Source organism: Actinoplanes sp. NPDC051851 (assembly GCF_040681165.1).
Lineage (GTDB): Bacteria > Actinomycetota > Actinomycetes > Mycobacteriales > Micromonosporaceae > Actinoplanes.
This window is the reverse complement of the sequence record NZ_JBFAYF010000012.1, coordinates 1-21,113: the sequence shown is the minus strand read 5'-3', so window position 1 is coordinate 21,113 and position 21,113 is coordinate 1. Positions and strand designations below refer to the sequence as shown.

16 protein-coding genes and 2 pseudogenes are annotated in these 21,113 nt (G+C 73.1%); 7 read left to right on the top strand and 11 right to left on the bottom strand.

Annotated features, from left to right (window positions below; all coding sequences use genetic code 11):
- Positions 1-45: 45 nt before the first annotated feature.
- The 3 genes from aspS to AB0M08_RS14530 all read right to left on the bottom strand — a co-directional run bounded on the left by aspS (position 46) and on the right by AB0M08_RS14530 (position 3,608).
- Positions 46-1,848 carry an aspartate--tRNA ligase gene (gene aspS / locus AB0M08_RS14540; protein WP_364492608.1) on the bottom strand — a complete coding sequence of 601 codons (1,803 nt, stop codon included), beginning with the start codon at positions 1,846-1,848 and terminating at the stop codon, positions 46-48.
- A 405-nt stretch (positions 1,849-2,253) separates the two neighbouring features.
- Positions 2,254-3,159 (bottom strand): hypothetical protein, encoded by a 906-nt coding sequence (locus AB0M08_RS14535; protein ID WP_364492606.1) that lies wholly within the window; start codon positions 3,157-3,159, stop codon positions 2,254-2,256.
- A 104-nt stretch (positions 3,160-3,263) separates the two neighbouring features.
- Positions 3,264-3,608 (bottom strand): hypothetical protein, encoded by a 345-nt coding sequence (locus tag AB0M08_RS14530; protein ID WP_364492604.1) that lies wholly within the window; start codon positions 3,606-3,608, stop codon positions 3,264-3,266.
- Between the two features lie 195 nt (positions 3,609-3,803).
- Here AB0M08_RS14530 and AB0M08_RS14525 point away from each other — a divergent pair, with 195 nt between their 5' ends.
- Positions 3,804-5,531, top strand: coding sequence for a serine/threonine-protein kinase (locus AB0M08_RS14525; RefSeq protein WP_364492602.1), 1,728 nt, complete (start codon positions 3,804-3,806; stop codon positions 5,529-5,531).
- Positions 5,532-5,705: 174 nt separating this feature from the next.
- Here the strand turns inward: AB0M08_RS14525 and AB0M08_RS14520 are convergent.
- Positions 5,706-5,771, bottom strand: a pseudogene (locus tag AB0M08_RS14520) (hypothetical protein); the annotation flags it as partial.
- 145 nt (positions 5,772-5,916) lie between these two features.
- Here AB0M08_RS14520 and AB0M08_RS14515 point away from each other — a divergent pair.
- From AB0M08_RS14515 to AB0M08_RS14490, 6 genes and pseudogenes are all read left to right on the top strand, one after another.
- Entirely contained in the window at positions 5,917-6,219 is a 303-nt protein-coding gene (locus AB0M08_RS14515) for an urease subunit gamma (RefSeq protein WP_364492600.1), read from the top strand.
- Positions 6,216-6,521 (top strand): annotated as a pseudogene (locus tag AB0M08_RS14510) (urease subunit beta); the annotation flags it as partial. The gene AB0M08_RS14515 and the pseudogene AB0M08_RS14510, both read left to right, overlap by 4 nt.
- A gap of 98 nt (positions 6,522-6,619) precedes the next feature.
- A complete protein-coding gene (locus tag AB0M08_RS14505; RefSeq protein WP_364492598.1) occupies positions 6,620-8,338 on the top strand; it encodes an urease subunit alpha in 1,719 nt (572 codons plus the stop codon).
- Positions 8,338-8,997 carry an urease accessory UreF family protein gene (locus tag AB0M08_RS14500; protein ID WP_364492596.1) on the top strand — a complete coding sequence of 220 codons (660 nt, stop codon included), beginning with the start codon at positions 8,338-8,340 and terminating at the stop codon, positions 8,995-8,997. Before AB0M08_RS14505 ends, AB0M08_RS14500 begins: the two co-directional genes overlap by 1 nt.
- On the top strand, positions 8,987-9,715 hold the full coding sequence (ureG, locus tag AB0M08_RS14495) for an urease accessory protein UreG (RefSeq protein ID WP_364492594.1): 729 nt from the start codon (positions 8,987-8,989) through the stop codon (positions 9,713-9,715). Before AB0M08_RS14500 ends, ureG begins: the two co-directional genes overlap by 11 nt.
- A 153-nt stretch (positions 9,716-9,868) precedes the next feature.
- A complete protein-coding gene (locus AB0M08_RS14490) occupies positions 9,869-10,612 on the top strand; it encodes an urease accessory protein UreD (protein ID WP_364492592.1) in 744 nt (247 codons plus the stop codon).
- Positions 10,613-10,905: 293 nt separating this feature from the next.
- On the opposite strand, the gene AB0M08_RS14485 is transcribed toward AB0M08_RS14490, so the two are convergent.
- The 7 genes from AB0M08_RS14485 to AB0M08_RS14455 form a co-directional block, all read right to left on the bottom strand.
- Positions 10,906-11,808: a sigma-70 family RNA polymerase sigma factor gene (locus AB0M08_RS14485; RefSeq protein WP_364492590.1), complete on the bottom strand. Its 903-nt coding sequence runs from the start codon at positions 11,806-11,808 to the stop codon at positions 10,906-10,908.
- 353 nt (positions 11,809-12,161) lie between these two features.
- On the bottom strand, positions 12,162-12,410 hold the full coding sequence (locus AB0M08_RS14480; protein ID WP_364492588.1) for a hypothetical protein: 249 nt from the start codon (positions 12,408-12,410) through the stop codon (positions 12,162-12,164).
- Between the two features lie 347 nt (positions 12,411-12,757).
- The gene (locus tag AB0M08_RS14475) at positions 12,758-14,668 is read right to left on the bottom strand and encodes a protein kinase (protein ID WP_364492587.1); all 1,911 of its coding nucleotides are present in this window, start codon (positions 14,666-14,668) and stop codon (positions 12,758-12,760) included.
- Positions 14,669-15,030: 362 nt separating this feature from the next.
- Positions 15,031-17,790: a cyanophycin synthetase gene (gene cphA / locus AB0M08_RS14470; protein WP_364492585.1), complete on the bottom strand. Its 2,760-nt coding sequence runs from the start codon at positions 17,788-17,790 to the stop codon at positions 15,031-15,033.
- The gene (locus AB0M08_RS14465) at positions 17,787-18,587 is read right to left on the bottom strand and encodes a cyanophycinase (RefSeq protein WP_364492583.1); all 801 of its coding nucleotides are present in this window, start codon (positions 18,585-18,587) and stop codon (positions 17,787-17,789) included. Before AB0M08_RS14465 ends, cphA begins: the two co-directional genes overlap by 4 nt.
- Before the next feature lie 95 nt (positions 18,588-18,682).
- Positions 18,683-20,401, bottom strand: coding sequence for an MFS transporter (locus AB0M08_RS14460; protein WP_364492581.1), 1,719 nt, complete (start codon positions 20,399-20,401; stop codon positions 18,683-18,685).
- Positions 20,402-20,490: 89 nt separating this feature from the next.
- Positions 20,491-20,925, bottom strand: coding sequence for a helix-turn-helix domain-containing protein (locus AB0M08_RS14455; RefSeq protein ID WP_364492884.1), 435 nt, complete (start codon positions 20,923-20,925; stop codon positions 20,491-20,493).
- Positions 20,926-21,113: the final 188 nt, after the last annotated feature.

Sequence of the window (21,113 nt, the reverse complement as noted above, 5' to 3'; positions counted from 1 at the left end):
AACGGCGGCCGGGCGCACGCCCGACCGCCGATCGCGGACCGTGAATCAGTTCGAGCGCTCCACCGGAACGGCCTGGCCGTCGGTGCCCGGCGTGCCGGCGGCGGCCTTCGGCTTGGCGTCGACGCCCGCCTCCAGACGTTGCTGAGCGGTGATCGGCGTCGGCGCGCCGGTCAGCGGGTCGAAGCCACCACGGCTCTTCGGGAACGAGATGACCTCGCGGATCGAGTCGAAGCCGCCGAGCAGCATGCAGGTACGGTCCCAGCCGAGGGCGATGCCGGCGTGCGGCGGCGGGCCGTACTTGAAGGCCTCCAGCAGGAAGCCGAACTTGTCCTGCGCCTCCTCCGGCGTGATGCCGAGCAGGTCGAAGACCCGGCTCTGCACGTCACCCCGGTGGATACGGACCGATCCGCCGCCGATCTCGTTGCCGTTCACCACGATGTCGTACGCGTACGCGAGCGCCTTGTCGGGAGCGCTCTCGAAGTTGTCGAGCCACTCGTCGTTCGGGGAGGTGAAGGGGTGGTGCACCGCGGTCCAGCCGCCCTCGTCGGTCTTCTCGAACATCGGGGCGTCGACCACCCAGCAGAACGCCCAGGAGGACTCGTCGATCAGCTTGGCCCGCTTGGCGATCTCGATACGGGCCGCGCCGAGCAGTTCCTGCGCCTCCCGGCGCTCGGCGGCCGCGGCGAAGAAGACGGCGTCGCCCGGCTTCGCACCGACCGCGTCCGCCAGACCGGACAGGTGCTCGGCCGACAGGTTCTTCGCGACCGGGCCCTTCGGCTCACCGGTCTCCGCGTCGAGGACGACGTAGGCGAGACCACGGGCGCCGCGCGCCTTCGCCCAGTCCTGCCAGCCGTCCAGCTCCTTGCGAGTCTGCGAGGCGCCGCCCGGCATGACCACCGCGCCGACGTAACCCCCGGCGTCGATCGCGCCCGCGAAGACCCGGAACGCGGTGCCCCGGAGATACTCGGTCAGCTCGATCAGCTCGACGCCGTACCGCAGGTCAGGCTTGTCGGACCCGTACCGGTTCATCGCATCGGTCCAGGTGATCCGCGGGATCGGCAACTGCACCTGGTAATCGGCGAGCTCGCTCCAGAGCTTGGAGACGATCTCCTCGCCGAGCGCGATGATGTCGTCCTGGGTCACGAACGACATCTCGATGTCGAGCTGGGTGAACTCCGGCTGGCGGTCGGCGCGGAAGTCCTCGTCGCGGTAACAACGGGCGATCTGGTAGTACCGCTCCATGCCGGCGACCATCAGCAGCTGCTTGAAGAGCTGCGGGGACTGGGGCAGCGCGTACCAGGCGCCGGGCTGCAGGCGGACCGGGACCAGGAAGTCGCGAGCGCCCTCCGGCGTCGACCGGGTCAGGGTCGGCGTCTCGATCTCGTTGAAGTCGTGGGCGTGCAGCACCTCACGGGCGATCTGGTTGGCCCGGCTGCGCAGCCGCAACGCCTTCGACGGGCCGGAACGGCGCAGGTCGAGGTATCGGTACTTCAACCGGATGTCATCCGAGGCGGTGACAGCGTCGTCGATCGGCAGCGGCAGCGGCGCCGCCTCGGAGAGCACGGTCAGCTCGCTGGCGACGACCTCGATCGCGCCGGTGGCGAGCTCCGGGTTCTCGTTACCGTCCGGGCGGGCGTTGACCTCGCCGACCACCTTCACGCAGAACTCGTTGCGCAGTGCGTGCGCGTCCTCCTCGCGGAAGACCACCTGCACCACGCCGGAGCCGTCCCGCAGGTCGACGAAGATGACACCGCCGTGGTCGCGCCGGCGGGCAACCCACCCGGCGAGCGTCACCGTCGTGCCGGCGTCGCTCGCACGCAGGCTGCCGGCGTCATGGGTCCTGATCACGGAAACGTCTCCTAACAGAGTTCGCGGGGCGCACCCGACATTCTGTCAGGAGCGCCCCGCGCCGCGCGCCACGGGCCGGTTCAATGCTTGACCTGCCGGATCTCGATGTGCTTGACCTGCCGGGTCAGGACTGACCAGCCACGGAGTGACGCGCGGGCCGGCGGTGCCGGTTCCGCCGGCGTCGACCGGCTTCCCGCCGGCCGGTCAGCCACTCGAAAGCGGCAGAGAGGGCGGAAAGCTGTTAAAGACCCTAAAGAACCGCTATCTCCGCGGGAATCCCCCGGCAAGGCGATTCCCCTGGTGACCGTCTCTGATCCCGGACCCGGCTGAACCGCCCGGGGCCGGCTGAACCGCCCGGGGCCGGCTGAACCGCCCGGGGCCGGCTGAACCGCCCGGGGCCGGAACTCAGCCCGGCAGGGGCCGGAACCATCCGTCCCGGAGAACCGGCACCGACTCGCTCCCGCCGGCCTCGGCCGCGACGGCCACGTCTCCGGCGAACCCGTTTCCGGCGAGTTCCCGGCCGGACGCGATCCTCATCAGCTCGGCCGGAAGGTTCCCCTCGACCGCGCGGTAGGCGGCGAGCGTCGTCTCCGCCTCGGGAGAGAAGCCGGAAACGCCCCGAGCGACGAGCCCGGCCAGGAAGGCACCCGCTCCCCAGAGATCCTCGACGGCCGGCCGCAACGAGCCGTCCGGCCAGCGCTCACCGGCCGCGATCACCGCGATCGACCAGCCCACTCCGCCATCGCCATCGCCATCGCCGTTGCCACCGCCGTTGCCGTTGCCAGCGCCGTCGCCGGCCACCGTCCGAGCCGCGGTCTGGTCGCCTGCCCGGGCCGGGACCTGCGCCGCTGCCCAGGCTGCGGCCGTCGCCGCGTTGCGCAGGCTGACGCCGATCACCGTGGCGCCGGTGGCGGCCAGCCGCGCCGAGATCGCCGATCCGTTCGGCGAGGGCAGCACCAACCGCTCGATGCGATGTCCCGCGGCGATGCGGCCCGCTGCCACCCGCCGGACCGTCGCCGGCGAGAGGCTGATCTCGTCCGGCCCCGCGACCGACCTCCCGACCGCGAGGACCGCGTCGTGACGCTCGGCGGCCTCCTCCGCGGAAGCGTCCCGCCACCGGTACGGCAGCACCGCGATGCCGTGGTCGGCCGCCACGCTCAGCGTCGTGGTGAACGAGAGCACGTCCACCACCGCGACGAGCGCCGTACCGGGACCGATCGCCTCCGCACCGCCCAGCCCCCAGTCGAACCTGACGGTGTACCCACCCTGCCTGGCCCAATCGGCCACCCGCGAGCCGTCGCGCGTGGTCACCCCGGGCCCCGGGCCCTCCCGCCCGACGGCGCCGGGCTCACCCTGCCCGGCGGATCGGCCGGGCTCACCCTGCCCGGCGGATCGGCCGGGTTCACGCGCGCCACTCACCGGAACTCGTGCATGACGTCGATGGTGCCGACGATGTGGTCGTTGAACTCGTCGAGTTCCCCGGCCGGCACCCAGAGCTCCAGGATGCTGTCACCGCCCACCTGGCGCACCGGATACCGGGCCGCGAACTCCGCGTCCACCTCGAACCGGGTCACGAAACCCGCACCCGAGGCCGGCACGTTCCAGTCCCTGGCGATCTTGATCGCGTAGTCCTCGTGGAGAACCGGGTAGAAGATCGGCTGGTCCGGCAACCGCGGTGGCCAGCGCCGCCAGCCGCTGTCGCGTACGAGATCCAGTTCCGCCGGCCCGGTGGGGCGCCAGAGCGTCAGCGTCCGATTCATGGTCACGAGTGTGGCAGCGCCGATCCAGCACTGGGCCCCGGCTCAGAAGAAGCGGCGGACCGGGCGAAGCAGCGGGCCGGGCAGAAGGGCAGGCCGGGCAGAAGGGCGGGCCGGTGGACGGCGTCGAACAGGGAGGAGCGGGGATAGTCACAGGACTTAATGGGTACGGGGAAGCGCATGCCTTACCCCGGAGACTTGCTCGGCGATCGTTACCGGCTGGACGAGAGAATCGCGGCCGGTGGGATGGGGGAGGTCTGGCAGGCGACCGATACGGTGCTGGGCCGGGCCGTCGCGGTCAAGACGCTGCTGGACGGCCGGGCCGGTGAAGCCGGGTTCCAGGAGAGGTTCCGGCACGAGGCGCGCGTGATGGCGTCGCTGCGGCATCAGGGCGTCGCGGCGGTGTACGACTTCGGGAGTACGGACGACGCCGCCTACCTGGTGATGGCCAAGGTGGACGGGCAACCGTTGCATCAGCGGCTCGCGGAGCGTGGACGGCTGGGCGCGGAGGAGACGATGTCGATCGTGGCGCAGGCCGGACGGGCGCTGAACGCGGCGCACGCCGCCGGAATCGTGCACCGGGACGTCAAGCCGGGCAACCTGATCATCGAGCCGGACGGCACGGTGGTGCTGGTGGACTTCGGGGTGGCCCGGTCGGCCGACTCGGTCACGCTGACCGGGGCGAAGGAAGTGGTCGGGACGGCGCTCTACATGGCACCGGAACAGGTGTCCAAGAAGAGCATCGGGCCGGCGGTGGACGTGTACGCGCTGGGGGCCGTCGCGTATCACTGCCTGGCGGGGCACCCTCCGTTCGAGGGGGACAATCCGCTGGCCGTGGCGCTGCGGCACCTCGACGACGAGCCTGAGCCGCTGCCCGGGGACGTTCCCGAGCAGGTACGAGCGCTGATCACCAGGGCGCTCGCGAAGGAGCCCGGGGACCGCTTCCCGTCCGCCGTGGCGATGGCGCAGGCCGCCGATGCCATGCTCGCCGCCATGCCCGCCTCAGCGATGACCGGGGGCCCGTCGGCCTCGGCCGCGGCGACGATCGCGGCCGGCCTCCTGGCCGCCGACGTCTCCGCAGCCGGCACGACGAGCCCCGGCCGGACAGCTGACACCGGCCCGGCGACGGGCCCCGGGCGGGCGCCGGGCCCCGACGGGACGGCGAGTGGGCGCCGGGTGGCGGATCCCGCGAAGACCTCGGTCGACAACGCCGCGGCCGGTGTGGTCGGCGCCGCGGGGATCGCCGGGGGAATCGCGGCCGGCCGGTACGCGGGACTGCTCGACGACACCGGCCAGCTGACCGACACGAAGCTCACGAGCCACGACGGGCCGGGCGGCGCGGCGGGCGCCGGGACAGGAACGGGAACGAGAGCTGGGACGGCACCGGCCGCGGGAGTTCCGGTGCGAGCCGGGACCGGCCCCCGGCCGGGAGTGCCTGACGGCACTACCACGACCCGCGGCACCACGACCCGCGGCACCACCACCGGCGGCACCACCCGACGGCGCGTGCTGCCGATCGTGGCCGGGGTACTCCTGGTACTGCTCCTCGGCGGGGCGGTGCTCGCGCTCACCGATCCGTTCGGGTTCCGGGACAGCGGTAAGCCGGCGACCACCGTGCCCGCCCAGGTGCCGCGACAATCGGCCACGGCCGGGAAGACCGAGGACGACGAGCGGACCACCGCACCGACCGGACGGCGGACCACCACCAGGACGCGGACCAGCGCGACCGAGAACGGCGGCGGGGAGCAGACCTCGACCGGCGGCGCGACCACCACGGCCACGACCGAGCCGGAGGAGACCGGGACCACGCCGGCGGAGACCGGGACCACGACCACGACCGCGGCACCGACCGAGACGACCGGGGACGACGACTCCGGCGACGATCAGGGCGACGACGGCGAAGCGGACGCCGTCGCCACCGACTGACCCGTCAGACAGGATCCCCGTACGCCGCCCACCGCTCCATCGCCGAGCGGTACAACGGCGGCGCCGGGATCCGGACGTGGCCGAAGAACGTCTCGCCGATCGCCAGGCGGGCTCCCCGTTCCCGAACGGCTGGTACGCGTGCGGATGGCGCCCCGCCTTCGCCTCCGGCAGCCACCGGTCGATGTCGAACACCTCGGGCTCCGGGCCCCCGGCGGACGGGTCGGCGTGCAGCGGCCGCATCAGCACCGCGACCTTCCGGTCCGCCGCGATCTCGGATGGCGTTGCGGCCCGCGTCGGCAACCCACCCGTGATGTGATCACTGCGAGCGGTTACACGGCGGAAACTTCCAAATGCAAGCATCTGCGGGCGTACTCAGGAGGTTCCTTTGTTCCTCAGCCAGCACGAGCAGGACCGGCTGCTCATCCACGTGGCTGCCGACGTCGCACAGAGACGACGCGACCGTGGACTCAAGCTGAACTACCCCGAGGCCACCGCGATCATCACCGCCTTCCTGCTGGAAGGCGCGCGCGACGGGCGGACCGTCGTCGAGCTGATGGACGCCGGGCGCCGGGTGCTCACCCGCGACGACGTGATGGAGGGTGTCCCCGAGATGCTCGCCGAGGTCCAGGTCGAGGCCACCTTCCCGGACGGCACCAAGCTCGTCACCGTGCACGGGCCGATCTCGTGATCCCCGGCGAGGTCTTCTTCGGCGACGGCCAGATCGAGATCAACCCCGACAGGCCGGCCCTTTCCCTTCCGGTACGCAACACCGGCGACCGCCCCGTCCAGGTCGGCTCGCACTTCCACTTCTCCGAGTCGAACGCCGCCCTCGAGTTCGACCGCACCGCGGCCTGGGGTCACCGGCTCGCGATCCCCGCCGGGACCTCGGTGCGCTTCGAGCCGGGCATGCCCCGCGACGTGGCGCTCGTCCCGTTCACCGGCAACCGGATCGTCCCCGGCCTTCGTGGCCTGGCCGGTGGCCCGCTGGACACCCCGGTCGCGCCCGCCGAGCCCGACCCGACCGACATCGAGCCCGCCGGCTCCCTCGACGAGGACACCGGCGAGGCCCAGCCCGACGGGAGCCCCCGGTGACGACTCTGGACCGCAGCCGGTACGCGGCTCTCTACGGCCCCACCAAGGGCGACCGGATCCGGCTGGCCGACACCAACCTGCTGATCGAGATCGAGGAGGACCACAGCGCCGGGCCGAAACCCGGTGACGAGGTCGTCTTCGGCGGCGGCAAGGTGATCCGCGAGTCGATGGGCCAGTCCCGCGCCACCCGCGCCGAGGGCACCCCGGACACCGTGATCACCGGTGCGGTGATCGTCGACCACTGGGGCATCGTCAAGGCGGACGTCGGCATCCGGGACGGCCGGATCGTCGCGATCGGCAAGGCCGGCAACCCGGACACCATGGACGGCATCCACCCGGACCTGGTGATCGGCCCGAGCACCGAGATCATCGCGGGCAACGGCAAGATCCTCACGGCCGGTGCGATCGACAGCCACGTGCACCTGATCAGCCCGACCATCCTGGACACCGCGGCCGCCACCGGCACCACCACGATCATCGGCGGCGGCACCGGGCCGGCCGAGGGCACCAAGGCCACCACGGTCACCGCGAACGCCTGGCACCTGGCCCGGATGCTCGAGGCGATCGACACGTACCCGGTCAACGTGCTGCTGCTCGGCAAGGGCAACACCATGTCGGCCGAATCGATGTGGGAGCAGCTGCGCGCCGGCGCGGGCGGCTTCAAGCTGCACGAGGACTGGGGCACCACGCCCGCGGCGATCGACGCCTGCCTGACCGTCGCGGACGCGTCCGGCGTCCAGGTGGCGATCCACACCGACACGCTGAACGAGGCCGGGTTCGTCGAGGAGACCATCCGGGCGATCGGCGGGCGGTCGATCCACGCGTACCACACCGAGGGCGCGGGCGGCGGGCACGCGCCGGACATCATCACGGTGGCGTCCCATCCGAACGTGCTGCCCTCGTCGACCAACCCGACCCGGCCGTACACCCAGAACACGCTCAGCGAGCACCTCGACATGCTGATGGTCTGCCACCACCTGAACGCGGCGGTCCCCGAGGACCTGGCGTTCGCGGAGAGCCGGATCCGGCCCTCCACGATGGCCGCCGAGGACCTGCTGCACGACCTGGGCGCGATCTCGATGATCGGCTCGGACTCGCAGGCGATGGGCCGGGTCGGCGAGGTCGTGATGCGTACCTGGCAGACCGCGCACGTGATGAAGGCGCGGCGCGGCGCCCTGCCCGGCGACGGCGCGGCGGACAACAACCGGGTCAAGCGCTACGTGGCGAAGTACACCATCTGCCCGGCGATCGCCCACGGTCTGGCCGGCCAGGTGGGTTCGGTCGAGCCCGGCAAGCTGGCCGACCTCGTGCTCTGGGATCCGGCCTTCTTCGGCGTACGCGCGAGCCTGGTCCTCAAGGGCGGGATGATCGCGTACGCGCAGATGGGCGACGCCAACGCGTCCATCCCGACGCCGCAGCCGATGCTGCCCCGGCCGATGTTCGGCTCCTACGGGGTGGTGCCGGCGCAGACGTCGCTGGCGTTCGTCGCGCCCGCGGCGATCGACGCGCTGCTCAGCGACCGGATCGGCGTGAAGCGGGCACTGGTCCCGGTGGCCGACACCCGGTCGGTCGGCAAGGCGGACATGCCGCTGAACGACGCCATGCCGCGCATCGAGGTCTCCGCGGACACCTTCGAGGTCCGGATCGACGGCGAGGTCATCGAGCCGGACCCGGTGACGTCGCTGCCGATGGCCCAGCGGTACTTCCTGTTCTGATGAGCCTCGCGACCCTGCTCCTGCTGGCCGATGGGCGGCTCCCCTCCGGGGGGCACGCCCACTCCAGCGGGCTGGAGGCCCAGGTCGTCGCCGGCCGGGTCGCCGACGTCGGCGACCTGGACCGTTTCCTGCGCGGCAAGCTGGCCACCACCGGCCTGGTCGCGGCTGCCTTCGCCGCGGCGGCGTGCGCGGCGAAGGCCTCGGCAGCGGACCGCTGGGCCGAGCTCGACGCCGGGCTCGACGCGCGGACGCCTTCGCCCGCTCTCCGGAAGGCATCCCGGGCTCAGGGCCGTGCGCTGCTGCGTGCCGGTCGGGCCATGTGGCCGATTTCCGGAAATATCGGGCGAGAGCCGCATCAGCCCATCGCCCTCGGCGCCCTCGCGGCCGCGGCCGGTCTGGATGCCCACCAGGTCGCCGTCGCCGCGGCGCACGGCACCGTCACCGGCCCGGCCAGCGCGGCCGTCCGGCTCCTCGGACTCGATCCCTACGGGGTGCACGCGCTGCTGGCGCGGCTCGCCCCGGAATGCGATCGGATCGCGGCCCTCGCCGCGGAGAAGAAGAACGCCCCGGTCGACGACCTGCCGGCCGTGGGCGCACCCCTGCTCGACATCGGCGCCGAGCACCACGCCACCTGGGAGGTGCGTCTCTTTGCATCCTGAACTGCAGCATCCTGAACTGCACGAACACGGCCCCGACGAGGTCCCGCACACACACCCCGAGCCGGGTGTCGACCCGCACGCGCCACTCGACGCCGGCCCCCGCGCGCTGCGCATCGGCATCGGCGGGCCGGTCGGCTCCGGCAAGACCGCGCTGGTCGCGGCGCTCTGCCGGGCGCTCGGCGAGGAGTTGCGGCTCGCTGTCGTCACCAACGACATCTACACCACCGAGGACGCGGACTTCCTGCTGCGCAACGGTGTGCTCCCGGCCGAACGGATCCGCGCGGTGGAGACCGGCTGCTGCCCGCACACCGCGATCCGCGACGACATCTCGGCGAACCTGGACGCGGTCGAGGACCTCGAGGCCTCGCTCGGCCCGCTCGATCTGGTCCTGGTCGAGAGCGGCGGCGACAACCTGACGGCCACGTTCAGCAAGGGCCTGATCGACCAGCAGATCTTCGTGGTCGACGTCTCCGGCGGCGACAAGGTCCCCCGCAAGGGCGGCCCCGGCGTCACCACGGCCGACCTGCTCGTGATCAACAAGACCGACCTGGCCCCGCTGGTCGGCGCCGACCTCTCGGTGATGGACCGGGACGCCCGCGCCCGCCGGCACGACCTGCCCACGGTCTTCCTCTCGCTCGCCGAGGACAGGGCCGCCACCCCCGTCGCCGACTGGATCCGCTCCCTGCACGCGGCCCGCACCACTCCCGCCCATGCCTGACCTCGCCCTCTTGGCTGGCCCTCAGGGGTGGGTGGGCGAGCCCGGCACACCCCTGAACACCAGCCAACTGCCGCGGGTCCCGCTCCTGGCTGGCGCTCACGGGTGGGCCGGGTCCGTTCGGACACCCCGGAGCGCCAGCCGGGGGCGTGGCCGGTGAGGGCGGAGGCGCGGATCGTCGCGGAGGCCGACGGGCGGGGTGGGACCCGGCTGGCGGTCCTCCGCGGGGAGTCGCCGCTGCTGCTACGCCGGACCGGGCCGCGCGCCGGGGGGATGACGGTTCATCTCGTGGGTGGTGCGGCCGGTCCGCTGCGCGGGGACGAGCTGCGGCTCGACATCGAGGTGGGTCCCGGCGCCGCGCTGGAGATGCTCAGCGTGGCGGCCCAGCTCGCGCTCCCGGGGCGGCCGGCGCCCGCGTCGCGGATGACGGTGACGGCGTCGGTGGCGGCCGGGGGCACGTTGCGCTGGCTGCCGGAGCCGCTGATCGCCGCCTCCGGGTGCGATCACGTCGCGATCACCCGGGTCACCGTCGCGGAGGGCGGGTCGCTGCTGTGGCGCGACGACCTGGTCTGCGGGCGGCACGGTGAGGGATCCGGCGACATGCTTCAGGACAGTCTCTTCCGGTACGCCGGGAGCACCGTCCACCGCCATGAACTGGCCGTCGGTCCTCGCGCACCGGGCTGGGACGGCGCCGCGGTCCTCGGCGAGGGCCGGGCGATCGGCACGCTGGTCGCTCTCGGTTCCGGGCTGCCCGCTCCGGACGCCACGAACCCGCACGCCGCCGTGATGCCGCTGGCGGGTCACGGCGTGCTGGCCACCGCGGTCGGCCCCGACATCCGCGACGTCCACGCCGCCCTCGGCCCGCTCTGCCACCGGCGCTCCCCCGCCCTCGCCGCCTGACACACGCGTAGCACTCCGGGGCGCACGACGCGCGTGTCCCGGCACACGACGCACGCGTCCCGTCCCGGCGCACGACGCACGCATCCCGTCCCGGCACACGACGCACGCGTCCCGGCACACGACGCACGCGTCCCGGCACACGACGCACGCGTAGCGCGCCGGGCGCCCCGAGCCGGGGCGGCCGTGCGCCGTGGCGTGGCCTCTCCCGGTGCGGGCGGGAGCACGAGGACCGTACTTCTAGGGAAAGAGGGCGAGGGCGGCAGAACGCCGCCCTCGCCGCAGGGAGAGTGCGGTCAGGCCGCGACCGCGATCGGGACGCCGTGGCTGTCAGTGAGTGCCAGGCGGGTGTGCAGGCTGCCCTGTTGCTGGACCTTGGCGAAGTACTCGGTACGGCGGCGCTGCAGACACCCCTTCCGGGTCCGCGGGCCGCCGGCCGCCACGGTCAGCAGCTCCGGGGCGAGAGAGCTGTTCAGGCCCTCCCGGAGCAGGCGCAGCGCCTCGGTGCGCAGCTGGGAGATGCGCGACTCGGTCACGCCGAGTCTCGCCGCCACCTCGCTGAGCGGCTGTTCCTGCAGGAACGACTCCTCCACCACCTGGCGCAACCGCTCCGGCAGGGCCTGGATGGCCTGATGCAGGTAGCCGAGACGCTCCCGCTTCAGCAACAGGTCCTCCGGCCCCTCGGAGAGCTCCGGCACCATCTCCTCGGCGGCCCCGGTGGGGAACCCCTGGAGGCTGAGCAGCGACGCCTTCTGCACGTCGTCCTCCACACTCGCCAACTCGGAGACGCCGATACCGAGCATCTCGGCCACCTCGGCGTCGCTGGGCGTGCGCCCGAGCGCGGCGGTGAGTTCCTGACGGGCGGCGCCCGCGCGCCTGGCCCGGGCCCGCACGGATCGGCTGGCCCAGTCCTGGCCGCGCAGCTCGTCCAGCAGCGCGCCGCGGATGCGTACGGCGGCGAAGCGGTGGAACGGGATGCCACGGGTCACGTCGAAGGAGCGTGCCGCCCCCAGGAGTGCCGCGAACCCGGCTGACGAGAGGTCATCTGAGTGGACGTGGCCGGGCACCCGGTTGAGCAGTTCCCGGACCAGATGGCCAACCATCGGCATGTGTTCGCGGATCAGGTCCTCGATGTCGCGCGCGGAGGGCGCGTCGTGAGTCGTGCCGATGGTGGCGGGGAGTTCGGTCGTGACGGTCACGTAGTCCTCCTCGCTCGTACTAACCGGCTGGTGAAAACCGGCTGACGAGAAGAACAGTGGTCGCCGTCGGGTGCAGGCGCGCCGGAACTCGGTTGCTTTTGTGGAGCTTTTTCACGAAAAACCTCAGCCGGATGGGGACCAGCACGGACCGCTAGCGGGTCCTCGGGATTCGTGGTGGCGTTTCCGGGATTTTCTCTACCGGCGGTCTCGCCCCGGCCAGGGGCGCCCACGCAGAGGCGCCGCCGGGCAGGCCCGGGCGGGCACCCTGCATGGGATTGCGCTGCATGGGATCACGCTGCATGGGATCACGCGAGCGTTCGGGTGGGGGTCTGCGCGGAGAGCCGGGAGTGCTCTCAGTGCATGACCGGCATCCGTGCCACCTTGCCGACCAACTCCGTCTGCACCCACCGCATCCGCTGCACCGCGCAGTCCGGGTGATCGCCGAACTCCACGGCCACTCCCGCGGCACAGCCGTCGCTGCCGTGCCGGAGGATCATGCTGGTGATCGCCTCCTCCACGGCGGCACGGTTGGGGTACTGGGACGGCTGAAGCCACGAGACGAAGAGCGCCTCGGCGGCCAGATCCTTCACTGTGCTCATCATGTCGAACTCCCCGATGTCGACGACCTGCTTGGTACCCGGCTGACACTCGTGGTGATGGCTCCGACAAGCCATCTTCCTCGTGAGTCGCACGCCGATCGGCAGCCACGCCGTGCGAAAGTGCCCGCAATCCGGGCGGCCGGGCCCGGCTCCCGGAAGGGAACCGACTCGTGTCGTCGCCCCGTGCGGATCGAGCAGAGCGCCTGTCGTTCTCGTCTTCACCGTAACGCGGTGAACCGGCCCGCTGCCTCTGCTTTTCCACCCGGCACCGCACGCACCGGCGCGGTGGCCGTCCAGGCTTTCGCACCCCGGACAGCCACCGCGTCATCCGGTCCGTCCCGGCCGCCGTCCTACTCCGACGCGCAGACGACGGTGTCGTCGGCCGCGTCGCAGTCGTCCCCGACCATCACCGGCGTGGTGGTCGCGGCGGTGGTCGGCGTGTCGGTGGTCGACTCGGTGGCGACCGTGGTCGGTTCGGTGGTGGTCGGTACCACCGGCGGGATCGTGGTGCCGGTGGTGGTCGGGTCGGTCGTCGTCGTGGTGCCGCCGGTGGTCGGGTCGGTGGTGGTCGTCGCCCCCGAGGTGGCGGTCGTGCCGCTGGCCGTGACCGTGGTCGGCGTGATGTGCACTATCCCGCCCGGGTCCACCGAGATCCCCGCCTCCGGCGAGGAGTCGGAGACCACCGCGCCGAGCCGGACCGTGCCGTCGGAGAGCGTCTCGACCTGCCGCGAGGGCTCGCCGGGGTCGCTCGACACGTAGGCCACGCAGTTCTCGCCGTTGAGCTGGAAGACCATCGGGGCGGCGTTGCTCTGCGAGTACCGCCCGGTGATCTGCACGGTGGCGTTCTGCTGCGGCTCGAGCGCCGCCGCCGAGCTCACCGTGACCTGCCGGTCCTGCTGCTCCAGCGCGGTCTTGCCGTTGCCGGAGACCACCTGGTCGCCGGGCATCAGGAACCAGAGCTTCCAGTCGTCGACCGCCTTCGCCGCCCGGTTGGCGAGGGTGACCTGCGCCTTGAAGCGGTGGTTGGTGTCGGACCAGACGGCGTAGCTCACGATGCACGTGCCGGAGGCCGGCACCACGGTCGGCTGCGGCGTGCCCACGTTGGCCTTGTCCTCGGTGCCGTCCGCCCCGACCACGGTCCACCCGTACGTCAGGGAGCTGAGCAGCGCGATCATGCCGACCACGACCAGGCCCCGCCGGGCGCGGACCCGCCCGGGAGGCACCGCCGCGGGCTGCTTGGCGGGCCGGCCGCCGCTCGCGCCGGGCCGCAGCGGCGGCGCGGTCGTCGCGTCCGAGAACGGCCCCGAGGCGACGGCCGCGGCCGGTCCGATCCCCGAGTACGGATACCCGGACGGCAGGATCGTGGTGTCCTCGGCGTCGTCCCAGTCCGCGCCGATCCCGCCGGCCATCATCGGCGGGACTCCCGCGGCGATGCCGGCCAGCACGTGCGCCACCTCGGCGGTGGGCGGCCGGTCCGAGGGCCGCTTCTCCAGGCAGCGGCCGATCAGGGCGTCCACCGCGTGCGGCAGGCCCTCGACCGGCGGCAGCGGCTCCGGTTCGGTGTACTGGTGCGCCCGCAGCAGGGCGGTCGTGGTGCCGACGTCCCACGGGAGCTGGCCGATCAGCATCCGGTAGATCAGCAGGCCGACCGCGTACACGTCGGTGGCGGGGCTGACCTGGCCGCCCTCCAGCCGCTCGGGCGCCAGGTAGGCCGGGGTGCCGAGCAGGCTGCCGTCCGGGTCGATGTCGTTCTCGCCGATCAGGGCGGAGATGCCGAAGTCGACGACCTTGGCCCCGGACCCGGTGAGCATCACGTTGGCCGGGGTGACGTCGCGGTGCACGATCCCGCGCGCGTGCGCGGCGGCGAGCGCGGCCGCCACGTCGGCGCTGATCCGGACGGCGTTCTCCCAGGGCAGGGTCCGCACCCGGGCCAGGACGGCCGCCAGCGACTCGCCGTCGACGAGTTCCATCACCACGTACGGCACCGGTTCACCGTCGACTGTGGTGGCCTCGCCGTAGTCGTACACATTGGTTATGTGCGGGTGGCTGAGCCGCGCCGCGGCCTGTGCCTCCGCTCGTAATCGCCGCCGGAACGAGGGGTCGGCGCTGGTGGACGGGGGCAGGACCTTGACCGCGACCTGTCGCCCGAGCACTTCGTCGAACCCTCGCCAAACCACAGACATCCCGCCGGCACCGAGCCGCTCGACCAGCCGGTAACGGCCGGCGAGCAGTCCCGAACCGGGCAGGTCCGTCGTGCTCATGTGCCCCCACATGCGCGCTTCTGAGGAAAACACCGGGCAACACCGCCATGCCGCCCGACGCCGGGCGAGTCGGGCCCACCATCGGACTCCGAGCATCCCCCATCGACGGCGTGGATGTTAGTCCCTATCGGTCACGCTTTCGACCCGCGCATCGGGCGATCTACCAGGTCTTCATTACGGTCAGTTGGTTTCGGTGAGCCGCGCGTACCGGGGACCTGACCGGACGGAAAGCGTTTTCAGCGTTCGGTCCAGCACGGAGGGCGACGACTCCCTGGCGGGTATGCCCGCTTCGTCGGAACTTGCAGCTTCAACTTCAGGTTCCCTACCTCCACGATCGGTTAAGCAAACAATGCGCAACGTGATCATGAGTGTCCAAGATCTGTCACCCGACCGGAACCGACCGGCGCCCCGGTGACCAGCCCTCGGGACAGGTGCGGCGTGGCCCGCAGTGCCGGAGCGACCGGGATCACCGGCGCGGACCCGGCCGGCACGGCGCCCAGCCCGGCCAGGTAGTCCCGCATCGGCGCCCATCGCTCGTAGACCACCAGCACCACCTCGCCCGGCGCGGCCAGCCCCAGCGCGGTATCGACCGCCTCCCGGTAGCCGTCCGCCCGGATCGCCCGCAGCTGCGGGCGGCGCAGCCGCATCTCCCGCTCGACCAGCGCGGAGACCTCCCCCGGACGGCGTCCGCGCAGGTCCTGGTCGTCGTAGAGCACCGCCCGGGTCACCCCGTCGGCGAGCACCTGGGCGGAGGCGGCCAGCAGATCGTCGCGCCGGTCGCCGGGGAGCGTGACGGTGGCGACACAGCGGTCCGCGCCCCAGAGCCGGTGCAGGGTGCGCAGGGTGGTGGCGAGCGCGGCCGGGTTGTGCGCGTAGTCCAGGAAGACCGAGACGTCGCCGAGGCGCATCAGCGTGCCACGGCCCGGGTTGTCCACACTCGGCTCGAACTCGGCGAGCCGGTCCACCACGGTCTCCGGGCGGGCGCCGAGCGCGCGGGCGGCGGCGATCGCGGCGAGGGCGTTCGCGGCGGCGTGCAGGGCGGCGCCGCCGTACGCGCCCGGGACCTCGGCGAGCCGGACCAGCGGGGTACGGCGGGCGCCGGTCGCCTGCACCAGCCAGCCGTCCTGCAGCACGTACGCGGTGGCCCCGCGCGCCAGGTGACCGGTGATCACCGGATCGGCCGGGTCCAGCCCGAACCAGACCAATCGTTTCCGGTCAGCGCGGACCCGGGGACGGGCGGCGAGGCTGCGTACCCAGGGGTCGTCGGCGTTCAGGATCAGCGTGCCGCCGTCCCGGACCCGCTCGGCCACCAGCGCCTTCACGTGCGCCAGGTCCTCGATCGAGTCCAGCCCGTCCTGGCCCAGGTGGTCCGCGGTGATGTTGGTGATCACCCCGACGTCCGACCAGTCGTACCCGAGCCCCCGGCGCAGCAGGCCGCCCCGCGCGGTCTCCAGCACCGCCACCTCGACCTGCGGGTCGCCGAGCACCATCTGCGCCGAGCGCGGGCCGGTCGCGTCGGCCAGGAAGACCGCGCGGCCGTCCACGTACACGCCGTCGGTGGTGGTCGCGCCGACCCGGCGGCCACCGCCGCCGAGCAGGTGGGCGGTGAGCCGGGTGACCGTGGTCTTGCCGTTGGTCCCGGTCACCGCGACCGTCGGGATCCGCCCGTCGGAGCCGCCCGGGAACATCGCCCGGACGATCGCGTCGCCCACGTCGCGGGCCCGGCCGCGGACCGGGGCCAGGTGCATCCGCAGCCCGGGCACGGCGTTCACCTCGATCACCCCGGCCGCCGACGGCTGCTCCCCGGCCGGCGGCAGCGGCACGGCGATGTCCGGCAGGCGCAGGTCGATCCCGGCGATGTCCAGGCCGACCAGGGACGCCACCCGCTGGCAGAGCCGGGTCACGTCGGGGTGGACCTGGTCGGTCACGTCCCGGCTGGTGCCGCCGGCCGAGAGGTTCGCGCAGTCGTGCAGCCAGACGGTCGCCCCGCGGGCCGGGACGCTCTGCGGGGTCAGGTCCTGGTCCTGGAGCATCCGGGCCGCCCGGGGGCCGAACTCCAGGCGGGTCAGCACCCGGGAGTGGCCGACACCCCGGCGCGGGTCGGCGTTCTCCCGGCCCACCAGCTCCGCGACGGTGGCGAGGCCGTCGCCGACCACGTGCGCGGCGATCCGCTCGGCGGCGGCCACCACCGCGCCGGCGACCACCAGCACCCGGTAGTCCCGGCCGTCCAGCTGCCGTTCCACCACCACGTCGCCGCCGGCCGCCGCGAAGGCCGCCCGGATCTCGTCCGCGGTGGTCAGCCCGAGCGCCACGTTCCGTCCCTGCCGCCCGTGCCGGGGCTTGACCACCACCGGCGCGCCCAGCGCGGCGAGCAGCGCGGCCGCCGCCTCCGGGGTCCGGGCCGCGCCGCCCGGCGCCACCGGGATGCCCGCCTCGCCGAGCAGCCGCCGGGTCACCTGCTTGTCCCCGGCGATGTCGATGCCCACGCCGCCGGTCCGGTCGGTCATCGCGGCCCAGGCCATCCGGCGACGGGTGCCCCAGCCGAGCCGGACCAGGCTCAGGTCGTCGAACCGTTCCACCGGGATGCCGCGCCGCCGGGCCGCCGCGATGATCGCCCGGGTGCTCGGGCCGGTCGCCTCCCGCTCGGCGAGGGCCGCCAGCTCGGCGAGCCGATCCGCCGGGGTTCCCCCGGCCACCCCGTCGTGGGTGGCCAGCACGAGATCCACCGCGGCTTCGAGCAGTTCCCCGGGTACGCGCGACTCCGGCGACTCGTCCACCGGGCACTCCACGATCACGTCGTACGAGCCCGGTTCGCCGGCGCCGAGCGTACGCCCGAAGCTCACGTCCCTCCCGATGAGCTGGGACAACTCGATGGTGACGTGCTCGGTCACGTGCCCGAAGTAGGTGCCGTTGCGCAGCCGGCTGACGAACCCGCCGGGCGAGCCCGCCGCGCAGTGGTGCTCGGCGAGCCCCGGCAGTGCCCGGAGCAGCCGCTCGGTGAACCCGGTGACGTCGCTGGTCTCCACGCCGGTCAGCGCGCCCAGATGCAGGCGGGCCACCACGGCGGGGCGGGAGAGGTACACGTTGGGGCCGCGGAGGCGGCGCAGGCTCTCGATCTTCATGCGGCTCGTTCCCGTTCGGCGGCGGGCACGCCGGCGACCGGTCGACGGCCCGTGAGGTGGAAGGTGCATCCGGCCGGCAGGACGTGCACGCACGCACCGGTCAGGGTGATCGGACCGGTGGCGGGTACCCGGATCTCGGCGGCCGTACCGGCGTCGACCACGGTCACCGCGCCGCTGCCGACCACCTCGAAGCGGTCGCCGTCGGTGAGGATCGCGGTGTCCTCGTCGATGCCGAGGCCGAGCTCGTGCGGGTACCGGGCGACCGCGCTGAGCAGCCGGTTCAGGCGACCACGCTCGGCGAAGTGCTGGTCGATCAGGACGCCGGGGAGGAACTCCAGGCCGGGTCCGGTGCGTACGGCGTCCGCGGTCACCCCCGGCCCGTCCCCGCCGACGATCATCGTGGCGGACATCATCGCGGCGCCGGCGCTGGTACCGGCGAGGACCAGGGCGCCGCTCGCGACCAGCTCCTGGAGCAGCGTGTCGGTCGCGGTGCCGCCCAGCACGGTGGTGATCCGCTCCTGGTCGCCGCCGGTGAAGAACACCCCGGTGGCGCTCCGCAGGACCGTCTCGGCCGAGGGCGCGGCGGCGAGGGCGCGGGTGGCCAGCGGCAGCGCGCAGGCCGTGCCGGCGCCGAGGGCGGTGAACCGGTCCACGTACCACGCACCGGCGGCCTCCGGTGTCTCGCTGGCGGTCGCGATCACCACGATCCGGGCGGCGGCTCCCCCGGCCAGCTGCACGAACCGGACGAGCAGCTCCGGTCCGGCGGCGCCTCCCATGATCATCAGCCGGGCGTCCACCGACCCTCCTCAGCTGGGGCCGACTCGGTCGGGCCCACTCGGCGGCCCTCCTGGGCCACTACTGAGGTTAATCGGAACAAAACCGAAACATCCGGCTAATCCGAATGCTTCGCCTCAGCCCCGGACGGCAGCAGATGCCGAACCTCCGGCGGCCCCTCGGCCAGCGCGATCGCCCGCTCCTCGGCCCGCTCGTCGTCACCGGTCAGCCGCCCCTCGTGCTGGCGCAGGTGCTCCTCCCAGGTCGGCACCAGGTAGACCTCGACGAACGAGCCCGGGTCGGCGCCGTCCCGGAACAGCCCCCACTGGGTCGCACCGGTGCGCCGCCGCGACCCGGCCACCCGCCGCATCGCCCCCTCGAAGGCGGCGGCGTTCCCCTCCGGCACCCGGAACACGGCCGTGACCAGCACCGGCCCGTCGTTCAGGTGGGGCTGGAGCATCAGGTGCGGCTCGGCCCAGAACACCGCGGGAGAATGGTCCTCCTCCTCATGGGTGTGTACGGGCCAGAGGCGTACCGTCAGGAGCCCGGCGAGAAGCGACGCGGCCGCGAGCCCGAAGGTGTGCCGCAGGCCGAAGGCCGAGGCGACCTGCCCCCACCCGAACGCGCCGAGCGCCTGACCACCCGCGAAGACCAGCTGATAGATCGCGAGCGCCCGGGCGCGCACCCAGTTCGGCAGGGCCAGCTGCATCGCCGCGTTCATCCGCGACACCAGCATCATCCAGGCCAGACCCGCCGCGACCAGCGCCGGCACCACCGCGAACCGGTTCGGCACCAGCGCCGTGACCAGCAGCGCCGCACCGTAGACCAGCCCCGACCCGACGATCATCTGATCGGTCCGGAGCAGCCGCCGGGCCCGCGGCATCAGCAGCGCGCCGGCGATCGCCCCCACGCCGAGCGCCGCGAGCAGCACGCCGTAGCCGCTCGCGCCCATGCCCAGCTCCTCGCTCGCCACCAGCGGCAACAGCCCCCAGACGACGCTGCCGGGCAGCACGAAGAGCAGCACCCGCCCGAGGATCCGCCGGATGACCGGGGAGTAGCGCACGTAGCGCCCACCGGCCCGCAGCGCCGAGCCGAAGTGCTCCGGACGCCGGACCGGTGGTGGCGCGGGCCGGCGCCAGCGCAGCAGCGCCACCGCGAAGACCAGGAACGAGAGCGCGTTCAGCGCGAACACCGTCCCCGACCCGAAGTGCGCCACCAGCAGACCGGCCACCGCGGGCCCCGCCGACCGCGCCAGGTTCGTGTTCACCGCACCCAGCGCCGACGCCGCCGGCAGCTGATCGTGCCGCACCACCTCCGGGATCACCGCCTGCCACGAGGGCAGCGTCAGCGCCTGACCACACCCCAGCAGGAACGTGAAGATCAGGAGCAGCGGCGGCGGCAGGTGGTCCAGCCAGGCGAGCGCGGTCAGCCCGGTTGCGATCAGAAACAGACTTCCCTGTACGGCGAGAAGCAGCCGCCTGCGGTCGAGCGCGTCCGCCAGAGCACCTGCCGGCAGCGCGAACAGGAGCACCGGCGCCGTGGTCGCGGTCTGCACGAGGCTGACCCAGGTGGCCGCGTCCGGCTCGTGCACGACCATCCACTGCGCCCCGACGGTCTGCATCCAGGTCCCGGCGTTCCCGGCGAGCGTGGCCAGCCAGAGCGCCCGGAAGACCGGCTCCCGCAGCGGCGCCCAGGCGCTCCCGCCCGCTCCTGCCGCAGTCCCCGTCGCGGCTTCACTCCCGCCCTCCGCCCCGCCCCCTGCCGTGCCCTCCGCCCCGCCCTCCGCCCCGCCCTCTATCCCGTCCCCTGTCCCGCCCTCTGTCGCCCTTCCTGTCACGCCGAGGAACTTAGATCTCTCCTCCACGCGCCCGGCGCTCAGGCTGCACTTACCTCAGCCGCCCTCCCCCGCGCCAACTGCCCGATTTATCAGCCTTTTTCGTTCTCTATTCGCCGCTTGGCTCCCGGGCCGGGGCGGGGCAGGATCGCGCGATGGTCGGTGACGGGGTGGCCGTCGGCACAGCGGAGCTCGGCATCGACCCCGGCGCCGCAGTCCCGGTGCACGAGCCGGATCGGCGGCCCCTCCGGATCGGCCAGATAGCGGTCCCCCCACCCGGCCAGCGCGATCATCACCGGGTAGAGGTCGAACCCCTTCTCCGTGAGCCGGTACTCGTGCCGCACCCGCGCACCCGGCTCCCGATACGGCTCCCGCCGCAGCACACCGTGCCCGACCAGCGCCGACAGCCGATTCGCCAGCACCTGACGCGGAATCCCGGTACGCACCCGCATGTCGTCGAAGCGCCGGATCCCGCTGAACACCTCCCGCAGCACCACCATGGTCCACTTCTCACCGAGGATCTCCATGGCGCGCCCGATGGTGCAGTTCTCCACACTCCAGTCCAGCGCGCCGGGCCTCCCCCCATCGCCCGCTCCCGCGCCCACGCCGCCCACACCCGCACCATCCGTGCCCGTGCCGCCCGCGCCCACGCCGCCCGCGCCGCCCGCGCCCGCCCCGCCCGCGCCGCCCCCGCCGCCCGCGCCCACGCCTGCAC

Coding starts and splice junctions, on each gene's coding strand:
- AB0M08_RS14530 (WP_364492604.1), bottom strand. CDS start 3,608: ATGAATCGGACGCTGACGCTCTGGCGCCCCACCGGGCCGGCGGAACTG.
- AB0M08_RS14500 (WP_364492596.1), top strand. CDS start 8,338: ATGAGCCTCGCGACCCTGCTCCTGCTGGCCGATGGGCGGCTCCCCTCC.
- AB0M08_RS14480 (WP_364492588.1), bottom strand. CDS start 12,410: ATGATGAGCACAGTGAAGGATCTGGCCGCCGAGGCGCTCTTCGTCTCG.
- AB0M08_RS14475 (WP_364492587.1), bottom strand. CDS start 14,668: ATGAGCACGACGGACCTGCCCGGTTCGGGACTGCTCGCCGGCCGTTAC.
- cphA (WP_364492585.1), bottom strand. CDS start 17,790: ATGAAGATCGAGAGCCTGCGCCGCCTCCGCGGCCCCAACGTGTACCTC.
- AB0M08_RS14455 (WP_364492884.1), bottom strand. CDS start 20,925: ATGGAGATCCTCGGTGAGAAGTGGACCATGGTGGTGCTGCGGGAGGTG.